The organism is Methylobacterium sp. Leaf361, from assembly GCF_001424445.1.
Classification (GTDB): domain Bacteria; phylum Pseudomonadota; class Alphaproteobacteria; order Rhizobiales; family Beijerinckiaceae; genus Methylobacterium.
Genome location: NZ_LMPY01000002.1, coordinates 42341 through 60630 on the forward strand (window position 1 = coordinate 42341; position 18290 = coordinate 60630).

At 71.3% G+C, this 18290-nt stretch carries 16 protein-coding genes; 5 read left to right on the forward strand and 11 right to left on the reverse strand.

Going from position 1 to position 18290, the window contains the following annotated elements:
• Positions 1 to 79 precede the first annotated feature (79 nt).
• On the forward strand, positions 80 to 1054 hold the full coding sequence (locus ASG32_RS02835; RefSeq protein ID WP_056522386.1) for a TIM44-like domain-containing protein: 975 nt from the start codon (positions 80 to 82) through the stop codon (positions 1052 to 1054).
• A 43-nt stretch (positions 1055 to 1097) separates the two neighbouring features.
• Here the strand turns inward: ASG32_RS02835 and rsmA are convergent, their stop codons facing one another.
• The 5 genes from rsmA to lptF form a co-directional block, all read right to left on the reverse strand.
• Positions 1098 to 1976, reverse strand: a complete 879-nt coding sequence (rsmA, locus tag ASG32_RS02840) for a 16S rRNA (adenine(1518)-N(6)/adenine(1519)-N(6))-dimethyltransferase RsmA (RefSeq protein WP_056522390.1) — start codon at positions 1974 to 1976, stop codon at positions 1098 to 1100.
• 10 nt (positions 1977 to 1986) lie between these two features.
• Positions 1987 to 3102 (reverse strand): 4-hydroxythreonine-4-phosphate dehydrogenase PdxA, encoded by a 1116-nt coding sequence (gene pdxA / locus ASG32_RS02845; protein ID WP_056522394.1) that lies wholly within the window; start codon positions 3100 to 3102, stop codon positions 1987 to 1989.
• 110 nt (positions 3103 to 3212) lie between these two features.
• Positions 3213 to 5792, reverse strand: a complete 2580-nt coding sequence (locus tag ASG32_RS02850) for an LPS-assembly protein LptD (RefSeq protein ID WP_056522395.1) — start codon at positions 5790 to 5792, stop codon at positions 3213 to 3215.
• A gap of 77 nt (positions 5793 to 5869) precedes the next feature.
• Complete coding sequence (gene lptG / locus ASG32_RS02855) at positions 5870 to 6958, reverse strand: LPS export ABC transporter permease LptG (RefSeq protein ID WP_056522696.1); 1089 nt, start codon at positions 6956 to 6958, stop codon at positions 5870 to 5872.
• A gap of 8 nt (positions 6959 to 6966) precedes the next feature.
• Complete coding sequence (gene lptF, locus ASG32_RS02860; RefSeq protein WP_020093547.1) at positions 6967 to 8127, reverse strand: LPS export ABC transporter permease LptF; 1161 nt, start codon at positions 8125 to 8127, stop codon at positions 6967 to 6969.
• A 184-nt stretch (positions 8128 to 8311) separates the two neighbouring features.
• On the opposite strand from lptF, the gene ASG32_RS02865 reads away from it, so the two are divergent.
• The 4 genes from ASG32_RS02865 (at position 8312) to msrP (ending at position 13564) form a co-directional block, all read left to right on the forward strand.
• On the forward strand, positions 8312 to 9823 hold the full coding sequence (locus ASG32_RS02865; protein ID WP_056522398.1) for a leucyl aminopeptidase: 1512 nt from the start codon (positions 8312 to 8314) through the stop codon (positions 9821 to 9823).
• A 49-nt stretch (positions 9824 to 9872) separates the two neighbouring features.
• Positions 9873 to 10604, forward strand: coding sequence for a hypothetical protein (locus ASG32_RS02870; RefSeq protein WP_056522402.1), 732 nt, complete (start codon positions 9873 to 9875; stop codon positions 10602 to 10604).
• A 99-nt stretch (positions 10605 to 10703) separates the two neighbouring features.
• On the forward strand, positions 10704 to 12449 hold the full coding sequence (locus tag ASG32_RS02875; protein ID WP_244491781.1) for an AMP-binding protein: 1746 nt from the start codon (positions 10704 to 10706) through the stop codon (positions 12447 to 12449).
• Positions 12450 to 12610: 161 nt separating this feature from the next.
• On the forward strand, positions 12611 to 13564 hold the full coding sequence (gene msrP / locus ASG32_RS02880) for a protein-methionine-sulfoxide reductase catalytic subunit MsrP (protein WP_056522405.1): 954 nt from the start codon (positions 12611 to 12613) through the stop codon (positions 13562 to 13564).
• A gap of 96 nt (positions 13565 to 13660) precedes the next feature.
• Here the strand turns inward: msrP and ASG32_RS02885 are convergent, their stop codons facing one another.
• The 6 genes from ASG32_RS02885 to greA all read right to left on the reverse strand — a co-directional run bounded on the left by ASG32_RS02885 (position 13661) and on the right by greA (position 18200).
• On the reverse strand, positions 13661 to 13921 hold the full coding sequence (locus tag ASG32_RS02885) for a YARHG domain-containing protein (RefSeq protein WP_056522408.1): 261 nt from the start codon (positions 13919 to 13921) through the stop codon (positions 13661 to 13663).
• 41 nt (positions 13922 to 13962) lie between these two features.
• Positions 13963 to 14853 (reverse strand): LysR family transcriptional regulator, encoded by an 891-nt coding sequence (locus tag ASG32_RS02890; protein ID WP_012317569.1) that lies wholly within the window; start codon positions 14851 to 14853, stop codon positions 13963 to 13965.
• Positions 14854 to 15122: 269 nt separating this feature from the next.
• Positions 15123 to 16103: a thioredoxin-disulfide reductase gene (gene trxB / locus ASG32_RS02895; protein ID WP_020093541.1), complete on the reverse strand. Its 981-nt coding sequence runs from the start codon at positions 16101 to 16103 to the stop codon at positions 15123 to 15125.
• 14 nt (positions 16104 to 16117) lie between these two features.
• Positions 16118 to 17167 carry a mitochondrial fission ELM1 family protein gene (locus ASG32_RS02900; protein ID WP_056522411.1) on the reverse strand — a complete coding sequence of 350 codons (1050 nt, stop codon included), beginning with the start codon at positions 17165 to 17167 and terminating at the stop codon, positions 16118 to 16120.
• Positions 17168 to 17218: 51 nt separating this feature from the next.
• Positions 17219 to 17719 (reverse strand): hypothetical protein, encoded by a 501-nt coding sequence (locus ASG32_RS02905; RefSeq protein WP_056522414.1) that lies wholly within the window; start codon positions 17717 to 17719, stop codon positions 17219 to 17221.
• Between the two features lie 4 nt (positions 17720 to 17723).
• Complete coding sequence (gene greA, locus ASG32_RS02910) at positions 17724 to 18200, reverse strand: transcription elongation factor GreA (RefSeq protein ID WP_170855149.1); 477 nt, start codon at positions 18198 to 18200, stop codon at positions 17724 to 17726.
• Between the last annotated feature and the right edge of the window lie 90 nt (positions 18201 to 18290).

Consider the following 18290-nt stretch of genomic DNA (forward strand, 5'->3'; position numbering starts at 1 on the left):
ACTAAAACCGCTGCCCGACCGTTCCCATATCGTCACTGGCGCTCCGCGCCACCCGGTTCTCGTCCTCTGAGGCGTGTACATGTTTACTGAGATTTCGCGCCGCCGGCGTGTGGCCGCCCTCCTGGCGCTGGCCGCTGCGCTGACCGTCGCGGCACCCGTCGTGGAAGCCCGTCCGGGCGGCGGCGGGTCCGTCGGGTCCCGCGGCTCGCGCACCTACACGGCGCCCTCCGCCACGCCGACCGCCCCCGGCGGCGGCACGACGATGCAGCGCTCGCAGACCGCGCCTTCGCCCGGCATGGGCAGCCCCGGCATGCAGGCCCCGGCCGCGCCCGGTCGCCGCTTCGGCGGCGGCTTCTTCGCGGGCCTGCTCGGCGCCGGCCTGATCGGCGCGCTGCTCGGCGGCGGCTTCTTCGGCGGTCTCGGTGGCCTCGCCTCGATGATCGGCCTCCTGTTCCAGGTCGGTCTCGTCGTGCTCGTGGTGATGCTGGCCCTGCGGTTCTTCCGCCGCCGGAACGAGCCGGCCGGCGCCGGCGCGCCCTACGCGCGCTCGTCGCTCGACGATCAGCCGGGCGCCCGCGGCCAGATGGGCGGCGCTCCGGGCGGCCCGGCTCCCGGCGGCATGTTCGGCGGTGGGCAGCGCCCGCCGCAGACGCGCCCGGTGCAGATCGGCCCGGCCGATTACCAGGCCTTCGAGCGCCTGCTCGGCGACATCCAGGATGCCTACTCGCGCGAGGATCGGGTGACCCTGGGCAACCTGTCGACGCCCGAGATGGTCAGCTACTTCGATGAGGAGCTGCGCGGCAACGCCTCCCGCGGCGTGGTGAACAAGATCTCGGACGTGAAGCTGCTGCAGGGCGACCTCGCGGAGGCCTGGGGCGAGGACCGCACCGACTACGCGACCGTGGCCATGCGCTACGCCCTCAAGGACGTGATGATCGAGCGGGCGAGCGGCCGCGTCGTCTCCACGGACTCGTCCGAGGCGACGGAGCTCTGGACCTTCCTGCGCCAGCCCGGCCGCGGCTGGGTGCTCTCGGCGATCCAGCAGACCCGCTGACCCGGCAACGCTCCGGCCTCCGGGCCGGAGCCACGGCTCTCCGTCAGGCCGGCGTCCCCACCGGGGCGCCGGCTTTTCTATGCGCGTCCCAGCGATTGGCGAGATCGACGAACCCGGACACCGGGATCTCCTCGGCGCGCGCGGTCTCGGACAGGCCGGCGGCGGCCAGCAGGGCGCCGGCCTCGGGCGTCAAGGCCTTGAGGCTCTGGCGCAGCATCTTCCGCCGCTGGCCGAAGGCCGCCCGGGTGACGGCTTCGAGCGCGCCGGCGCGGCAGGGCAGGGGCTGGGCGCGCGGAACCAGACGGACCACGCTCGAGGTGACCTTGGGCGGCGGCACGAAGGCCGAGGGGCTGACGTCGAACAGGATCTCGGCCTCCGTGCGCCAGCCGCAGAGGACGCCGAGCCGGCCGTAATCGGCCCGCTCCTCCGGGCCGGCGACGATCCGCTCGGCGACCTCCCGCTGGAACATCAGCACGGCCTGATCCCACCAGGGCGGCCAGACCTCGCCGTCGAGCCAGCCGGTGAGCAGGGCGGTCCCGACATTGTAGGGCAGGTTGGCGACGATCCGCGCCGGGGCCTCGCCCACCAGCGGCCGCGGGTCGAAGGCGAGGGCGTCGGCGTCGACCACCTCGAGCCGGCCGGGATAGTGGGCGGCGATCTCGGCGAGGGCCGGCAGGGCGCGCGGGTCGCGCTCGATCGCCACGACGCGGGCGGCGCCCTCGGCGAGGAGCGCGCGCGTCAGCCCCCCCGGGCCCGGCCCGACCTCCACCACGGTCACCCCCGCGAGCGGACCGGCCGCCCGGGCGATCCGGCCGGTCAGGTTGAGGTCGTAGAGGAAGTTCTGGCCGAGCGCCTTCTTCGGCTCCAGGCCGTGGCGGGCGACGACCTCGCGCAGCGGGGGAAGACCGTCCCCGGCGCTCATGCTGGCTGCCTCACAGCTCGTCCTCGGGATCGAAGTGGCGGGCGCCGACGGGCCGGGGACGGCCGGCATAGATGCTGAACGGGATGATCTCGGCCCTGGCGGGGGCCTCGCTCCGCGCCGCCGCGTTGGCGGCCAGCCGGTCGGCGAGGCGCAGGGCCGCCACGAGGCTGTCCGGCCGGGCGACGCCCTGGCCGGCGATGTCGAAGGCCGTCCCGTGGTCCGGCGAGGTGCGCACGAAGGGCAGGCCGAGGGTGACGTTCACGCCGTCGTCGAACGCGATCGTCTTGATCGGGATCAGGGCCTGATCGTGCGTGGGCGCGAGGGCGACGTCGTAGGTCTCGCGGGCGCGGGCGTGGAACAGGGTGTCGGCGGGGAGCGGCCCGCGGATGTCGATGCCCCGCGCCCGCAGGCGCGCCACCGCGGGGGCGAGGACGTCGCGGTCCTCGCGGCCGATCGTTCCGGCCTCGCCCGCGTGCGGGTTCAGGCCGGCGAGGACGAGGCGCGGCTCGGGCAGGCCGAACCGTTCCCGCAGATCCCGGGCGACGATCGCGGCGGTCTCCTCGACGAGCTCCTGGGTGAGCAGGTCCGGCACGTCCCTCAGCGGCACGTGGATCGTCACCGGCACGACCGAGAGGCCGGCGCTCCAGATCATCATCACCGGCCGGGGCGGCGTCACGCCGGGCGGCACCGCGAGGGCGGCCAGGAACTCGGTGTGCCCGGGATGGGCGAAGCCCGTCCGGGTCAGCACGAACTTGGCGATCGGGTTGGTCACCACCGCGCTCGCGCGCCCGGCCTTCACGAACTCCACCGCCGCGGTGATCGACTCGATGGTCGCGCCGGCATTGCCGGAATCGGGGACGCCGGGATCGGCCGCGACGCGGGCGCCGCTCGGCAAGGGCACCACGGGGAGCGCGCGCGGGAACACCTCGGCTGCCGTCTCCGGATCGACCTCCGCCACCGGGACGGGACGGTCGAGGCGGTGGGCGAGGCGCTCGACGAATTCGGGATCGGCCACCAGGAAGAACGGCGGCAACGGATCCGCCCCGCCGCGCCCGAGCCACGCGCTGAGCGCCAGCTCCGGGCCGATGCCGGCGGGATCTCCGAGGGTGAGGGCGAGGGGCGGCATGGGCGCTCTATAGCGCCCGCGCGGCGCGGGCGCATCCTCGGCGGCTCAGACCGAGCGGCGGGATCGCGGCGGGCGACGCGCCGGACCGGCGCGCCGCCGGTCCCGGTTCCTCAGCGGATCGAGGCGATGCCGTCGGCGGTGGTGGCGGTCCCGACGTTCTGGCGCAGGTCGGCCTCGCCCAGGGTCTTCAGCTCGACCCGCAGCAGCACCGTCTGGTTGCGCTCGCGGACGCCCGTCGCGGTCGCGATCGGCGAGTTGATGTAGTTCAGCGAGACGGTGGTGCACTCGTCCTGGTAGCCGCCGCCGAAGCTCGCGCCCGACAGGTAGAAGCGGCCCGGGTTCTGGTAGATCGGCACGGTCCCGATCGGGTTCGCCAGGTACGAGCTCAGCGCGTCCGTGTAGGTGTTGCGCACGTCGAGGTAGTGGGTCAGGTCGACGAGCAGCGAGCCCGACACGAACCAGTTCGGCGTGATGTTGTAGGTCGCGGTGGCGGTGATGCCCTCGCGGTAGTGGCTGTAGCCCAGCAGAGGCTGCGCCTCGTAGTACGAGTAGAAGGCCGAGACGGTGAGCGGCAGGAACGGCGCGAACCGCGCCGTCGCGCCGGTCTCGAACCGCGCCACGTGGAAGTCGGCCTGGTTGAACCGGGCCCGGCTGATGAACGTGATGTTCTGGTTCGGCGAGACCTGGAAACGGCCGACGAAGTCCGACCGCTGCGTCTCGAGCCCGGAATCGAGGCCGGTGTTGGCGATGTCGCCGCGGCGGAACGAGTTGACGCCCGCGAGCTGGATGGACTCGCCGAACAGGACGTTCGCGTACCAGCCGGACGGGGTCACGACGGAGTACTGGCCGCCGAGATTGGTTCGCACGCCGCCCTCGACCCGGTCGTAGCCCGAGAATTTGTCCCACTCGAACAGCGAGGTGTCATCGAAGACGAGGCTCTGCGCGTCCTCGTTCGGCAGGCGGCCGATCCGGGTCTCCGACGGCCGCGCGATGATCTGGCCGATCGGCTCCAGGGTGTGGACGCCGAGGGCGCCGAAATTGGCGACGAACGGGTAGCGGTAGTCGAGGCCGATCGCCGGCATGACCCGCCCGGCAAAGCCCTGGTCGACGTGCGCGACCTGCGGGACGAGGTCGTTCTGGTAGCCCGAGAAGCTCGTGCTGTTGAAGAACGCGTCCGTGCGCAGGTAGGCGAAGGGCGTGAATTTCTGGCCCAGATCGTCGATGAAGCTGCGGCGCCAGGACAGCTCCGCGGAGGCGCGGGTGTTCGTGCCGGCGAGCCCGTCGATGGCGCACAGGCCGCGCTGGAAGACCGTGCAGGTCTGGTACAGCGGGAAGCTGACGCCGTTGACGCTCGGCGAGAACAGGTAGCTCGAGGTCCGCGGCAGGCCCTGGTACTGCGTGGTCTCGCGGGTCAGGCTGGTGATGTTCGCCTGGAAGCGCACCTCGCCGCCGATCTCCGATGGGCCGTTGATCCGCTTGTCGTAGTCGATCACCGGCGCCACGATCGGCTGCTGCTTCTGCCAGTCGAAGCTCGACAGGCCCTTGAAGTAGTAGCCCCGCGCCTCGAACCACGAGCGGTCGCCCTGGCCGATCAGGAAGGCCGTCGAGGTGGCCTCACGGAAATAGTCCGTGGTGATGTTCTGGTTGCGGATCCGGTAATTGTCGAGGAACCACTTGTCGGTCACGCCGACGAGGTCCCAGCCCGTGCGCCAGCGCGGGTTGATGTAGAATCGGCCCTGCGATTCGACGGAGCCGCGGAAGTCGCGCTCGCCGGCGCCGAGGGGACTCGGCAGGAACGCCGAGGGCGTCGTCTGCGAGATGCCCGACAGGCGGATGTTGTAGAAGCCGTTGTCGATTCGCTGGCGGAACTCGCCCTGCGCGAGCAGGCCCTGGCGGCTGAGCAGGGTCGGCGTCAGCGTCAGGTCGTAATTCGGCGCGAGGTTGATGAAGTACGGGAGCGACACGCCGTTGCCGAGCGCGGTCGTCGTGACGAAGCGCGGCGTCAGGAAGCCGGTCTTGCGCTTCACCGTCGGGTCCGGCGCCTCGAAATACGGCAGGTAGGCCACCGGGATGCCGGCGATCTCGAGCGTCGAGTCGTCGAAGTAGACCGTGTGGGTCTCGTTGTCGTGGATGATCTTCTTCGCCTTGATCTGCCACAGCGGCGGCGTCTCAGGGTTGTCCTTGCACGGCTCGCAGGCCGTGTAGCTGCCGGACTCGAAGCTCGTCTGCTCGCCGTTCAGGCGCTCGGCCCGCGGCGCGGAGAAGCGGGTGCGCACCGTCTCGAACTTCCGCTGCACGGTCTGCTGCCCGCGGAAGGCGTCGACGAAGCCGGTCTTGAAGTCGTCGGTGAGCTCCATGCGCGCGCCGGTCACGACGCCGCCGTCGGCCTCGGTGAGGCGGACGTTGCCCTCGGCGAAGACCCGGCCGGAATTCCGGTCGTAGCGCACGCGGTCGGCCTGCAGGGTCCGGGGGCCGTAATGCAGCTCGGCGTTGCCCCGCGCCGTAACGGTGCCGCGGTCGTTGTCGTAGATCAGCTCGTCGGCCTCGACGAGCAGCTTGTCGCCCGGCTTGCCGGCCGCGACGGCGGGCAGGCCCTGGGCATGGGCGGACAGGCCCCCGGCCAGCGGCGCGGCGAGCGCCAGCGCGGCCCGGAAACCAGCCTTCCGCAGGATGTCGGCGACCTTACGCAACGCGCGTCCCAACCCCTGTGACGTCTGCCGCCACCAACCTCAACACCCGTCTCCCGTCCCGCGAAGGATCGCGGAAGTCAGCCGTCTTCCTGGTACAGAAGCGTGAGCGTACCGAGAAGACTGCCTACCACGGCCGGGAACCAGGCCGCCACCGGTGCGGCGACGAGTCCGGATGCTCCGAGCCCCTCCATGACCTGTCGGACCACGTAGAGGGCGAAGCCGGCCGCGACGCCACCGAGGACGAGTTTACCGACACCACCAAAGCGGAAGAACCGTAAGGAAACGGTTGCGGCGACGATGACCATGGCCACGAACAGCACCGGCCGCGCCCACAGAACATCGTACTGGAGACGGTAGCGGGTGGCGTCCAAACCGGCCCGCTCGGTCCGCGCGATCGTTGTGGGAAGTTGCCAGAAAGGCACAGATTCCGGGGGGGTGAACCCCTGACGCACCTGTCCGGGGTCGAGGTTCGAGGCGATCAGGTAGGTGTCGAACGACTCAGGCGGTGTGCCCGGTGTGAGAACGCGCACATCGGAGAGCTCCCAGTAGCCGTCGTGGAGCGTCGCGCGGGCCGCGACGAGCTGCTCGGCGAACTTGCCGGCGTCGTCGAAGGTGAAGACCGACACGCCCGCCAGGGTGGTCGTGCCCTCGATGGCGGTCTCGGCGCGCAGGATCGCCTCGCCATCGAGGCCCTTCTGGCGGATCCAGAGGTCCTTGCCCGAACTCGCCTTGGTGGATTTGGCGAAGATCTTGGCCTCGATCTCGGTGGAGCGCTGCTTCAGCATCGCGGAGACCGGGTTGTAGACGCCGACCGCCAGCGCGCCGAGGGCGAGGGCCACGAAGAAGCCGGGCTGCAGGAACTGCCAGGCCGAGATCCCGGCCGCGCGGGCGACCACCAGTTCCAGCTTGCGCGAGAGCTGGAGCAGGGCCGCCATGGAGCCGAACAGGACCGCGAAGGGCAGGACGCCCTCCGCCACCGCGGGGGTGCGGTAGAGCGAGAGCTGCGCCATCAGGCCGGCGGACGCGCCCTGGGCCTCGCCGGCGCGGCGGAGCAGCTCGACGAAGTCGAGCGTGTAGACCAGCGCGAACACGGTGATGAAGACGCCGAGCACCGTGCGGAGGAACCGGGCGGCGAAGTACCGCCCGAGAGTGGGACCGATCAGCATCATCGGGTTCAGGCCGCCGGCGCGAGGCGCGGGCCGCGGAACCGGCCGCGGACGGCGCGGGCCAGGGCGGCGTTGAAGGCGCGCACCCGGGGCCCGTAGAAGATGAGGAGGCTCGACAGGAGGATCGCGAGCAGCGGCACGCCGTAGACCGCCAGGACCGCCGCGGGGCTGCGCGCGGCGGCGCTGACCGCCGCGAAGCCGCCGATGCGCAGCGCCACGACGGCGACGATCGCGCCGGCGATCGCGACGCCGCGCCCCTGCCGGGTCGTGCGGGGATCGCCCAGAGCCGCGAAGGCGATGAAGACCAGGGCCAGCGGGTAGAGGCAGGCGGAGAGCCGGTCGTGCAGCTCGGCCCGGAACCGGCCCTTCTGCAGCTTGTAGTAGCCTTCCGTCGTGTCGGGGAACAGGAGCTGCGCCGTCGAGCGCTCGCGCGGCTTGTAGATCGTGTCGGAATCCGGGGGCGCGAAGGCCGCGAGGTCGATCGTGTAGCGCTCGAAGGTCAGGATCGAGGAATCGCGGGAGTCCTTCTGCTGCTGGTGGACGCTGCCGTTCTCCAGGATCAGGTAGCTCTGGCCGTCGACGTCGACCGCGTTGCCGCGCTCGGCGAGGTAGACCTTGGTCTTCCCGGCCTCGCGCCGGTCCTGGATGAACAGCCCCTTGAGGGTGCCGCCCGGCCCGCGCTCGCGGAAGTGGAAGGTGATGCCGTTGTCGAGCTGGGTGAACTGTCCTTCCTTGACGACGTTCGCGATGAAGTCGCCGCGCACCCGGGTGATCACGTCGCGCAGCTCCTGGAAGCTCGCGGGCATGACCACCACGACCAGGAATCCCACCAGGAAGCTGACGAACAGCGCCAGGGTGAGGAAGGGCCGCAGCAGCGAGCGCGGCGGCATCCCGGCCGCCGACATGACGATCAGCTCGGAATCGCCGTTCAGCTTGTTGAGCGCGTAGATCGTGCCGATGAACAGCGCCACGGGGGCGATGACGACGACGAGGGTCGGCAGCGACAGGCCGGTGACGAAGAGGAAGACCAGCAGCGTCTGGCCCTTGGCGGTCACGAGATCGAGCTCGCGCAGGGCCTGGGTCAGCCAGATGGTGCCCGTCAGCCCGATCAGGCAGGCGAGGGTTGCGCCCAGGGCGATCCGAAAGATGTAGCGCTCGATCTGCCTCATCGGCCCGGCAGTCCCGCTCGTCCTCTCGCGCCCTCGAGGCGGCAGGGACCCGACAAAAGGGGCGATTCCAGGGCTGTCACGCCGCGTTGCGTTCTCCGTCTCAGCGGCTACACAGGGCGGATCGCCCGCGCCTCGGCGCGCGGGTGCGTAGTACGGCTCCGGAATAACGGGCAGGGCGACGGGTATGGCGGACGGTATCGAGGTCGGTTTCGGTCCCCTGGAGCAGAGCGGCCAGGGCCCCGGCGGATCCGGCGATCTCGTGGTCTTCGTCGGCGACGACCTGTCGCTCGGGTCGGCCGCCCGCGAGGCGCTGGGCGCCTCCGGGGCGGATCTCGTGGCGCGCGCCGCGGCCTCTGAAAAGTTCAAGGGCCGCTCGCTCAGCGCCCTGTCCCTGCCGGCCCCGGCGGGCGTCGGCGCCGACCGCCTCGTGGTCGTGGGCCTGGGCTCGGAGAAGGACCGGGCCAAGACCGACTGGCCGGCGCTCGGCGGCTTCACCGCCGGCAAGGTGGCGGGACGGACCGCCCGGGTGGTGCTCGACTGGCCGGGCGCGACGGTCACGGCGGCGCAGGCCGGCGAGTTCGCTCTCGGCGCGCGCCTGCGGACCTACGCGTTCGACCGCTACAAGACCAAGAAGAAGCCCGATGCCGACGACAAATCGGCCACCGCGCTGACCCTGCTGCTCGCCGATCACGGCGCGGCCGCCCGCGAGGGCGAGGGCGCCAAGAGCCTGTCCGACGGCGTGGTCCTGGCCCGCGACCTCGTGAACGAGCCGCCGAACGTGCTCTTCCCGGCTGAGTTCGCCCGCCGCGCCTCGGAACTCGCCAAGCTCGGCGTCGAGATCGAGGTGCTGGAGCCGGCCCGGATGCGGGAACTCGGCATGGGCGCGCTGCTCGCGGTGGCGCAGGGCTCGGCCCGCGAGCCGCGGATCGTGATCATGCGCTGGAACGGCGGCCCCGCGGCCGAGGCGCCCGTGGCCCTCATCGGCAAGGGCGTCGTGTTCGATTCCGGCGGCGTCTCGATCAAGCCGGGCGGCGGCATGGAGGACATGAAGGGCGACATGGGCGGCGCCGCCGCCGTCGTCGGCGCGCTCCACGCGCTCGCCGCCCGCAAGGCGCGCTGCAACGTGGTCGGCGCCATCGGCATCGTGGAGAACATGCCGGACGGCGGCTCGTACCGCCCGTCCGACATCCTGACCTCCATGTCGGGCCAGACCATCGAGGTGATCAACACCGACGCCGAGGGCCGACTGGTGCTGGCCGACGTGATCACCCACGTCATCCGCAGCACCAAGCCCAAGGCGATCGTCGACCTCGCGACGCTGACCGGCGCGATCATCGTGGCGCTGGGCCAGGACATCGCCGGCATGTTCTCGAACGATGACACGCTGGCGGGCAACATCCACGCCGCCGGCGAGGCGACCGGCGAGAAGGTGTGGCGGATGCCGCTGATCCCCGCCTACGACAAGGCGATCGATTCCAAGTTCGCCGACATGAAGAACACCGGCGGCCGCCACGGCGGCGCCGCCACCGCGGCGTCGTTCATCAAGCGCTACGTCGAGGACGTTCCGTGGGCGCATCTCGACATCGCCGGCGTCGCGATGTCGTCGAACGCCAGCGAGATCAACCGCAGCTGGGGTGCGGGCTGGGGCGTGCGCCTCCTCGACCGGCTGATCCGCGACCATTACGAGGCCCGCTAGAGCGGCCGCGGCGGTCCCGACCCCGCGCGCCTCTCCGGGTGATCCCAGCATGGCCGCACACGCCAACGCCGCGCGCGACCGGGTCGGCTCGGGCGCCGGGACGTCCGGAGGCCGCGCCGGCGGCCTTCTGGCAGCGGCGGGGCCGATCCTCGCCATGCTGGCCGCCCTGGCTCTCGTCGCGGCGACCGGCCTGAGCCAGCGCGACGCCGTGCCGGAGGCCCTCGAGCCCTGGATCTTCGGCTACTTCATCGCCCGCTACCCGCTCTTCGCCTTCGCGCTGGTCTACGGGCTCGGCCACCTCGCGCGGGTGGCGACGGGCCCGGGCCCGGGCTCCGCGCCGCGCCGGATCGTGTTCGGACTGGCGGGCGCGGCCGCGCTCCTCGCCGCCGGGCTCTACCCGACCTTCGGCGGGCTCGTCCTGCGCGGCGCCTTCGCCACCGGGGGCATGGCCTTCCTCACCCACCAGCCCCTGTGGCTGGCCTACGGACTCGGCGCCGCCGTGGGCGCGCTGACGTTCGGCGGCGTCCTCGGCCTGTTCGCGGTCGCGGCCAACAGGCCCCTGCGGCCGCGGCTGCGCCGGGTCGGCTACGGCGCGCTCGCCTTCCTGACCCTGTGGCTCGGCGCGATCCTGATCGGCCTCGCCGGCGACCTGGGCGTCGGCCCCTGGCCCCGGCGGGCCATGCGGCCGGAGGAGGCCGCGCTCGCCGCCGGCCTGCTGATCGCGGCGGCCCTGCCCCACACCGTGCTGGCGACATTGCGCCGGCATCGTCCAGCCCTCTGACCCCCCTGCCTTGCGGGCCGGCCTCCGTTCCCGCAGAGTCCGCGCGACAGGCGTTGCGGGACTCGGCCCCCGAGAGTCGGGCCCGCGGGAGGCATCGCGATGCATGAGGCGAACGTGATGGAGCACGGCGCTCGAGCCGCCACGGCCGGAGCGATGCCGGGCCACGGGGCCTCCGACCGGCCTTGGCTGCCCTTCTATCCGCCCGGCGTGCCGGCGGAGATCGACGTCGCGGGCCTCGGGACCTTGGTCGACCTGTTCGAGACCAGCGTGACCGCCTTCGCAAGCCGGCCGGCGATGCTGTGCTTCGGCTCGACCATGACCTACGCGACCCTCGGCCAGCAGGCGCGCGACCTCGCGGCCTGGCTGCGCGGACAAGGTCTGGCGAAGGGCGACCGCGTGGCGATCATGCTGCCGAACGTCCCCGCCTACGCCGTGGCGATCTTCGGCGTCCTCCTGGCGGGGGGAACGGTGGTCAACGCCAACCCGCTCTACACGCCCCGGGAATGCGTGCAGCAGATCAACGATTCCGGCGCGCGGATCCTGATCGTCCTGGAGAATTTCGGCGCCACCATCGCGGCGGCGCTGCCGGACGTGGCCCTGGAGCGGGTCGTCCTCGTGGGTCCGGGCGACGGGCTGGGGCTGAAGGGGCGGGTGATCAACCTCGCGAGCCGGCACGTCCGCAAGGCGGTGCCGCCGTTCCGCCTGCCGGAAGGGCTGGCGATCCCGTTCGCCACCGTGCTCCGCCAGGGCCGGACGATGCCGCGCGCGTCCGCCGCGGTCGACCCGGAGGACCTCGCCTTCCTGCAATACACCGGGGGCACCACCGGCATCGCCAAGGCGGCGATGCTGAGCCACCGCAACATCATGGCGAACGTCGAGCAGTCGCAACTCTGGTTCAACTCGAAGGATCCGAGCGTCGCGCGCTGCGTGGTCACGGCGCTGCCGCTCTACCACATCTTCGCGCTCACCGCGTGCTTCTTCCAGTTCATGCGCAGCGGCGGCTCCTGCCTGCTGATCCCCAATCCGCGCGACTGCGACGGCATGGTCAAGACCCTGAGCCGCACGCGCTTCACCCACCTGATGGGCGTGAACACGCTGTTCAACGTCCTGATCAACCATCCGAAGATCGGCACGGTGGATTTCGCCCACCTCGACTTCGTGGTCGGCGGCGGCACGGCCGTCCAGCGGGCGGTGGCCGAGCGCTGGAAGGCCCTGACCGGCAACACGATCATCGAGGGCTACGGCCTGTCGGAGACCTCGCCGGTCGTGTGCGTCAACCCGCGGGGCATGCGCGACTTCTCCGGCACGATCGGCTACCCGCTGCCCTCCACGGAGGTCTCGATCCGCGCCGTCTCCGGCGAACCCCTCCCGGCCGGGCAGCCGGGCGAGATCTGCGTGCGCGGCCCGCAGGTGATGCGCGGCTACTGGAATCGGCCGGAGGAGACCGCGCGGGCGATGACCGCGGACGGGTTCTTCCGGACGGGCGACGTCGCGATCCTGCAGGCGGACGGCCAGGTCCGGATCGTCGACCGGATGAAGGACATGATCCTCGTCTCCGGCTTCAACGTCTATCCGAACGAGGTCGAGGACGTGCTGGCGGCCCACCCGGCCGTGCTCGAATGCGCGGTGGTCGGCGCGCCGAGCGAGGAGACGGGCGAGATGGTGGTGGCCCACGTGGTCCTGAAGGACCCGTCGGTCTCCACCGATATCCTGCGGGCGCATGCCCGCACACAGCTCACCGGCTACAAGGTTCCCCGCCGCGTGGTGCTCCACGAGACCCTGCCGAAGACCAATGTCGGCAAGGTGCTGCGGCGGATGCTGCGCGACGAGACGCCGCCGGCCTGAGCGTCGTCCGCGCGGCGGAAGACGGCCTGCGTCCCGGTGCCGCTCACGGGCGGCGTAACTCCTGCGCGCCGTTCGCCGAAAGGTGAGGCTGCGGCGCTTGCGCACCTGTCGGCCGCGGCCGATCTGTGGGTTGTGCAGGCAGGAGATCCGAGGAGACGGCCATGTTGATCAAGCGCAGGCGCGGTTGGGAGATTCCGGAGCATCTGGCGACGCCGGAGGCCGTCTTCCTCAATCGGCGGGCCCTGATCGGCGGCGCGGCCGGGCTCGCGGCCGGCTCGCTCCTGGGTGGGCGCGCGGCCCTCGCGGCGGCGGGCGACCAGCCGCTCTACCCGGCGCCGCAGAACCCCGCCTACACGCTCGACCGCCCCCTGACCCCGGAGCGCTTCAGCGCCGACTACAACAATTTCTACGAGTTCGGCACGTCGAAGACGGTGCTGCCGGCGGCCAACGCCCTCAAGACGCAGCCCTGGACCCTGAAGATCGACGGGCTCGTCGAGAAGCCGTTCGAGGTCGGCGTCGACGACCTGATCCGGAAGGTCGGCCTGGAGGAGCGTCTCTACCGTCACCGCTGCGTCGAGGCGTGGTCGATGGCGGTGCCCTGGACCGGATTCCCGCTGGCGAAGCTCGTGGCGCTGGCCAAGCCCGCCTCCGGCGCGAAGTACATCCGCTTCGAGACGTTCATGGACAAGGCGATGGCGCCCGGCCAGCGGGCGTTCTTCTATCCCTGGCCCTACACGGAGGGCCTGACCCTGGCTGAAGCCGGGAACGACCTCGCCTTCATGGTCACGGGGATCTACGGCAAGCCGCTGCCCAACCAGTTCGGGGCGCCGATCCGCGTCGCGGTGCCGTGGAAGTACGGGTTCAAGTCGGCCAAGTCGCTGGTGAAGATCTCGTTCACGGCCGACCGGCCGAAGACCTTCTGGGAGGGCCTGCAGGCCTCGGAGTACGGCTTCTGGGCCAACGTGAACCCGGCCGTGCCGCACCCGCGCTGGAGCCAGGCGACCGAGCGCGTCCTCGGCACCGATCAGCGCGTACCAACGCTGATCTACAACGGCTACGGCGAGCAGGTCGCCGGCCTCTACAAGGGCCTCGAGGGCGAGCGCCTGTTCGTGTGAGCACGGGCCTGCCGGAGCCGCGCTGATCTGGCGCGGCTTCCGCAGCGACGACGCGGCTCCTACGCTGCCCGGCCGACGAGGTCGACGGTCCGCGGCCTAGCGTGGGCAGGCATGGGCCCGCTCGAAGGCCTGCAGATCCGCCACCGTCGCCTGCTCCTGGCGCGAGAGCGGCACGCGATCCATGGCGTCGTACCGGCAATCGGCGTTGCCGAAGGTCCGGATCGCCCGCGGCGTGCTGAAGCAGTAGCCCGCCTGCTTGTAGATCAGGTTGCGTTGGTACCAAGCTTCCGCGCAGTCATCCGCCATCGCGCCGGTGGAGCCCGCGACGAGGATCAGAGCGTAGAGAGCAGCGCGCATCGAATCGTCTCCGTGAGGAGCCGGATCCAACCATCGGATGCTCAGTAGGTCCAGCGCTGCGCCTTCGAGACGAGGAAGTCGCGGAACGCCTGCACCCGGGCGACCGAGCGCATCTCCTCGGCGTAGACGAGGTAGCTCTCCAGGCTCGGCATCTCGGTCTCGCGCAGCACCTGCACGAGCTGCTGGCCGCCATCCACCGCGTAATCGGGCAAGATGCCGATGCCGGCGCCGGCCTCCATGGCGCGCTGCAGGGCGCCGATATTGTTCACCGTCAGGTGGACCTGGCGACGCTCGCGGCCCTCGCGGCCCGCATCGGCGAGCCAGTGGGCGGCCAGCAGGTACGAGGGCTCGTTGCCGCCGAAGGAGACAAGGCGGTGGTCGTCGAGCTCCTCGATGGTCTTGGGCTCGCCGAACCGCTTCACGTAATCCGGACTGGCGAAGGCGTGGTAGTGCACGGTGAACAGCCGCCGCTGGATCAGGTCCGGCTGCGCCGGGCGGCGCATGCGGATCGCCACGTCGGCCTCGCGCATGGCCAGATCGAGCTCCTCGTTGGTGAGGATCAGCTCGATGCGCACGTCCGGGTAGAGGTCCAGAAACTCGCCGACCCGCTGCGACAGCCAGGACGTGCCGAGGCCGACCGTGGTGGTGACCTTGAGGTCGCCGGTCGGCCGCTCGGAGGTCTCGACGAGGCGCGCCCGGGTATTCTCCAGGCGCAGCTTCATGTCCCGCGCGGCGCGGAACAGCAGGTCGCCCTGCTCGGTGAGCAGGAGGCCGCGGGCGTGGCGATGGAAGAGCGGCGCCTTGAGCTCGCGCTCCAGGGCGCTGATCTGGCGGCTGACCGCCGATTGGCTGAGCCCGATATCGTCACCCGCCTTGGTGAAGCTCCCCGCCTCCGCGACGTTGAGGAAGATCCGGATCTTGTCCCAGTCCAAGGCGAGAACCCCTACCAGCGCGCGCCCGCGGGTCGCGCCCGGGGTGGAGAAGGGGCGCGAAGCGGCGGGCAGATCACCGGGCGAACTGCGCGGTGCCGCGTGCGGATGGCCGCTCCCGACACCGCGCGGGCATGCAATCGGTGCATCCCGGCGCAGTCAGCACTCCTATGCACACGGTGCATGGTCCTGCGCAAGCATAAGCAGCGCGAACTTGTTGAAATGCGGGGCCCGACGGCTTCGCGCGGGAGGTGCGGAGGCCCGTCCGGCCGTCATTCCGCCGCGGCGGCCTGGACCGGGCTCTCACCGATCTCGAGATTGGCCAGGAATTTCTCCGCCTCCAGCGCCGCCATGCAGCCCATGCCGGCGGCGGTGATCGCCTGGCGGTAGACGTCGTCCGTGACGTCGCCGGCGGCGAACACGCCCGGGATCTCGGTCTCGGTCGTGCCGGGCTTCACGGTGAGATAGCCGCCGTGGCGCATGGGCAGCTGACCCTCGAAGATGGCGGTCGCCGGCTGATGGCCGATCGCCACGAACACGCCGTCGGCCTTCACCTCGCTGATCTCGCCCGAGCGCGGATCCTTGAGACGGACGTGCGTCACGTTCGGTGCCGGCTTCTGCACGCCGCAGATCTCGGCGATCTCGCGGTGCCACAGCACCTCGACGTTCGGGTGCTTGAACAGGCGCTCCTGAAGGATCCGCTCGGCGCGGAAGCTGTCGCGGCGGTGGACCACCGTCACCTTGCTGGCGATGTTGGCGAGGTACAGGGCCTCCTCGACCGCGGTGTTGCCGCCGCCAACCACCACGACGTCCTTGCCGCGGAAGAAGAACCCGTCGCAGGTCGCGCAGGCCGAGACGCCGCCGCCCTGGAACGCCGCCTCGGACGGGATGCCGAGCCACTTGGCCTGCGCCCCGGTGGCGATGACCAGGGCGTCGCACGAGTAGGTCTCGCCGGAATCGGCCTCGAGGCGGAACGGCCGCTGCTTGAGATCGACCTTCGTGATGTATTCCGAGACGATCCGGGTACCGACGTGCTCGGCCTGGAGGCGCATCTGCTCCATCAGCCAGGGGCCCTGGATGGCCTCGGCGAAGCCCGGGTAGTTCTCGACATCCGTGGTGATCATGAGCTGGCCGCCCGGCTGGAAGCCGGAGATCAGCAGCGGCTCGACCATGGCGCGGGCGGCGTAGATCGCCGCCGTGTAGCCGGCGGGTCCCGAGCCGATGATGACGAGCTTGGCGTGGGTGTGGGCCATCTGTCTCGGTCTCCTCAGGCCGGTCCGGCCGCGCGGCGCGCGGCATAGGCGTCGGCGAGCGCCCGGGCGATCACCGGAGTCGCGTCGATCGGCTTGTACGTCAGATCTGCCAACTGACCGGTGAACGGTCGCAGCGCCCCGGCGATCGCCAGCCCGGCGAACATGCGCCGATGCCGGATATAGGTACGCGGCAGGTCGAACAGCAGGACCGGCGCGCCGGTGGACACCGCCTCGCTCACCATGTTGGCCGAGTCGGAGGTCACGACGATCGCCTCGGCGAGCGCCAGCATGGCCACGTAGGGGTTGTCGCCGCTCCCGTCCCAGAGGAACCCACCAGTCTCGGCGGCGAGCACCTTCACGGCATCGCGGAGCGGGTTCGGCGTCCGGCGGGAGATCGTCACCATCAGCCGGCAGCCCTGCGCGGCCAGCCCGCGCAGATCCTCCACGAGGCGGTTCATGTCGGTCTTGCGGTAGCTCAGGTGACGGCTGTCGCCGCCGACCAGCACCGCCACCCGCGGGCCGTCGAGGCGCGCGAGCCGCGGATCCGGTCGGGCCCGGGCCGCGGCCAGGCGCGCCGCGGTGACGAGGTGCGGCGCCGTGAGCGTGGTGAAGACGTTGGGACCGCGCAGATCGTCGTAATCCGGCACCCAGATGAAGTCGGCGCTGTCGGCGCCGGTCCGCGGATCCTTCAGGAAGGCCGTGAAGGTCCGGCCGCCGGTCGCGCGCCGCACGGTCCGCAGGTACGGGACCGACCGGCGGCCGGAGGCGATCAGGATGTCGGGGTAGGGGCCCGACAGGGCTCCGGCGCGGCGGCGCGGGCCCTCGCGCGGGTCGATCGGCCCCCAGGGCGCCATCCAGCCGAATGGTCCTGAGGGCGGCACCTTCCGGATCTCGAAGTCGAGACCCAGGGTCTCGGCGATGCCGACGCACTGGTTCTCGTCGCCGGCCTTGCCGTCCGTGACGATCCAGGCGCGGGCGCGGGCGAGCTCGGGCAGGCGCTCACGCCGCGGGTCCGAATTGCTGACCGGCGCGCTCTGCGCCTCCGACACGTCGATGCTTGCCATGCTCCTCACCGGATACGCCCCACGCTGCCGACCGGGGCCGGCGGCCGCCTTCTAATCCCGCGGAAGGTCGCGGGSGAGCCACTGGGCGTAGATGTCGGCGATGGCGGCGAGCCGGCGCTGCTCGAATTGCGGATCGTACCACGCGCCGCCGTAGCTCGACGGCGTCGCGGTCATCTGCGGGTAGCGCCCGAGCACCTGCCCCTTGGGCCCGACGAGCAGCGCCTCGCCCTCCATGTAGTCGGTCTCGAAATTGCCGCCCAGGCCGCGCAGGGAGCCGCTGCCGACATAGGGCCGGAGCGACAGGCTCGTCACGACCACGACGAGGCGCGGCCCGCGGCCGCCGATCCGACCGGCGAAGTTCTTCCGCAGGGCGTCGGTCAGGTCGCCGGCCAGCGCCTCGGCCTGCAGCCCCGCGCCCTTGTTCAGGAGCGGCCGCACGTCGACCCTGACGTCGGAGAAGACCGGAGTCGGCGGAAAGTCGCTCGCCGCCGCGGACCCCGCGACGGCACCGAGGAGCAGGCCGGCGAGCCGGCCCCACGTACGCGGGCGCATCGGCTCAGCCGCCGTACTGGACGGCGACGACCTCGTAGGACTTGCCGCCCCCGGGCGTGGTGACCTCGACCGTGTCGCCGACGCCCTTGCCGATCAGCGCGCGGGCGATCGGCGAGGTGATCGAGACGCGGCCCGAGCGCACGTCGGCCTCCGGCTCTCCCACGATCTGGTAGGTCTTCTCCTCCTCCGTGTCCTCGTCGACGAGCTTCACGGTGGCGCCGAACTTGATCCTGTCACCCGAGAGCTTCGTGACGTCGATCACTTCGGCCCGCGCGATCATGCTCTCCAGTTCGAGGACGCGGCCCTCGTTGTGGGACTGCGCCTCCTTGGCGGCGTGGTACTCGGCGTTCTCCGACAGGTCGCCGAGCGCGCGGGCCTCCGCGATCGCCTGGATGATGCGCTGGCGCTCCACCTGCTGGCGGTGCTTCAGCTCCTCTTCGAGGGCTGCCAGCCCGCGCACCGTGATCGGAACCTTGTCTATCGCCATCGTCTCGCGCCACAATGAAGAGGCCCGGCCGAGAGTGCAGCACTCTCCCCGGGCCATGAAATGAAGTCAGCGGAACCCTGAGGT

Bases quoted from the DNA above. Each gene is read 5' to 3' on its own strand.
- ASG32_RS02835 (WP_056522386.1), top strand. From the start codon at position 80: ATGTTTACTGAGATTTCGCGCCGCCGGCGTGTGGCCGCCCTCCTGGCG.
- rsmA (WP_056522390.1), bottom strand. From the start codon at position 1,976: ATGAGCGCCGGGGACGGTCTTCCCCCGCTGCGCGAGGTCGTCGCCCGC.
- pdxA (WP_056522394.1), bottom strand. From the start codon at position 3,102: ATGCCGCCCCTCGCCCTCACCCTCGGAGATCCCGCCGGCATCGGCCCG.
- lptG (WP_056522696.1), bottom strand. From the start codon at position 6,958: ATGCTGATCGGTCCCACTCTCGGGCGGTACTTCGCCGCCCGGTTCCTC.
- lptF (WP_020093547.1), bottom strand. From the start codon at position 8,127: ATGAGGCAGATCGAGCGCTACATCTTTCGGATCGCCCTGGGCGCAACC.
- ASG32_RS02865 (WP_056522398.1), top strand. From the start codon at position 8,312: ATGGCGGACGGTATCGAGGTCGGTTTCGGTCCCCTGGAGCAGAGCGGC.
- ASG32_RS02870 (WP_056522402.1), top strand. From the start codon at position 9,873: ATGGCCGCACACGCCAACGCCGCGCGCGACCGGGTCGGCTCGGGCGCC.
- ASG32_RS02875 (WP_244491781.1), top strand. From the start codon at position 10,704: ATGCATGAGGCGAACGTGATGGAGCACGGCGCTCGAGCCGCCACGGCC.
- msrP (WP_056522405.1), top strand. From the start codon at position 12,611: ATGTTGATCAAGCGCAGGCGCGGTTGGGAGATTCCGGAGCATCTGGCG.
- ASG32_RS02885 (WP_056522408.1), bottom strand. From the start codon at position 13,921: ATGCGCGCTGCTCTCTACGCTCTGATCCTCGTCGCGGGCTCCACCGGC.
- trxB (WP_020093541.1), bottom strand. From the start codon at position 16,103: ATGGCCCACACCCACGCCAAGCTCGTCATCATCGGCTCGGGACCCGCC.
- ASG32_RS02900 (WP_056522411.1), bottom strand. From the start codon at position 17,167: ATGGCAAGCATCGACGTGTCGGAGGCGCAGAGCGCGCCGGTCAGCAAT.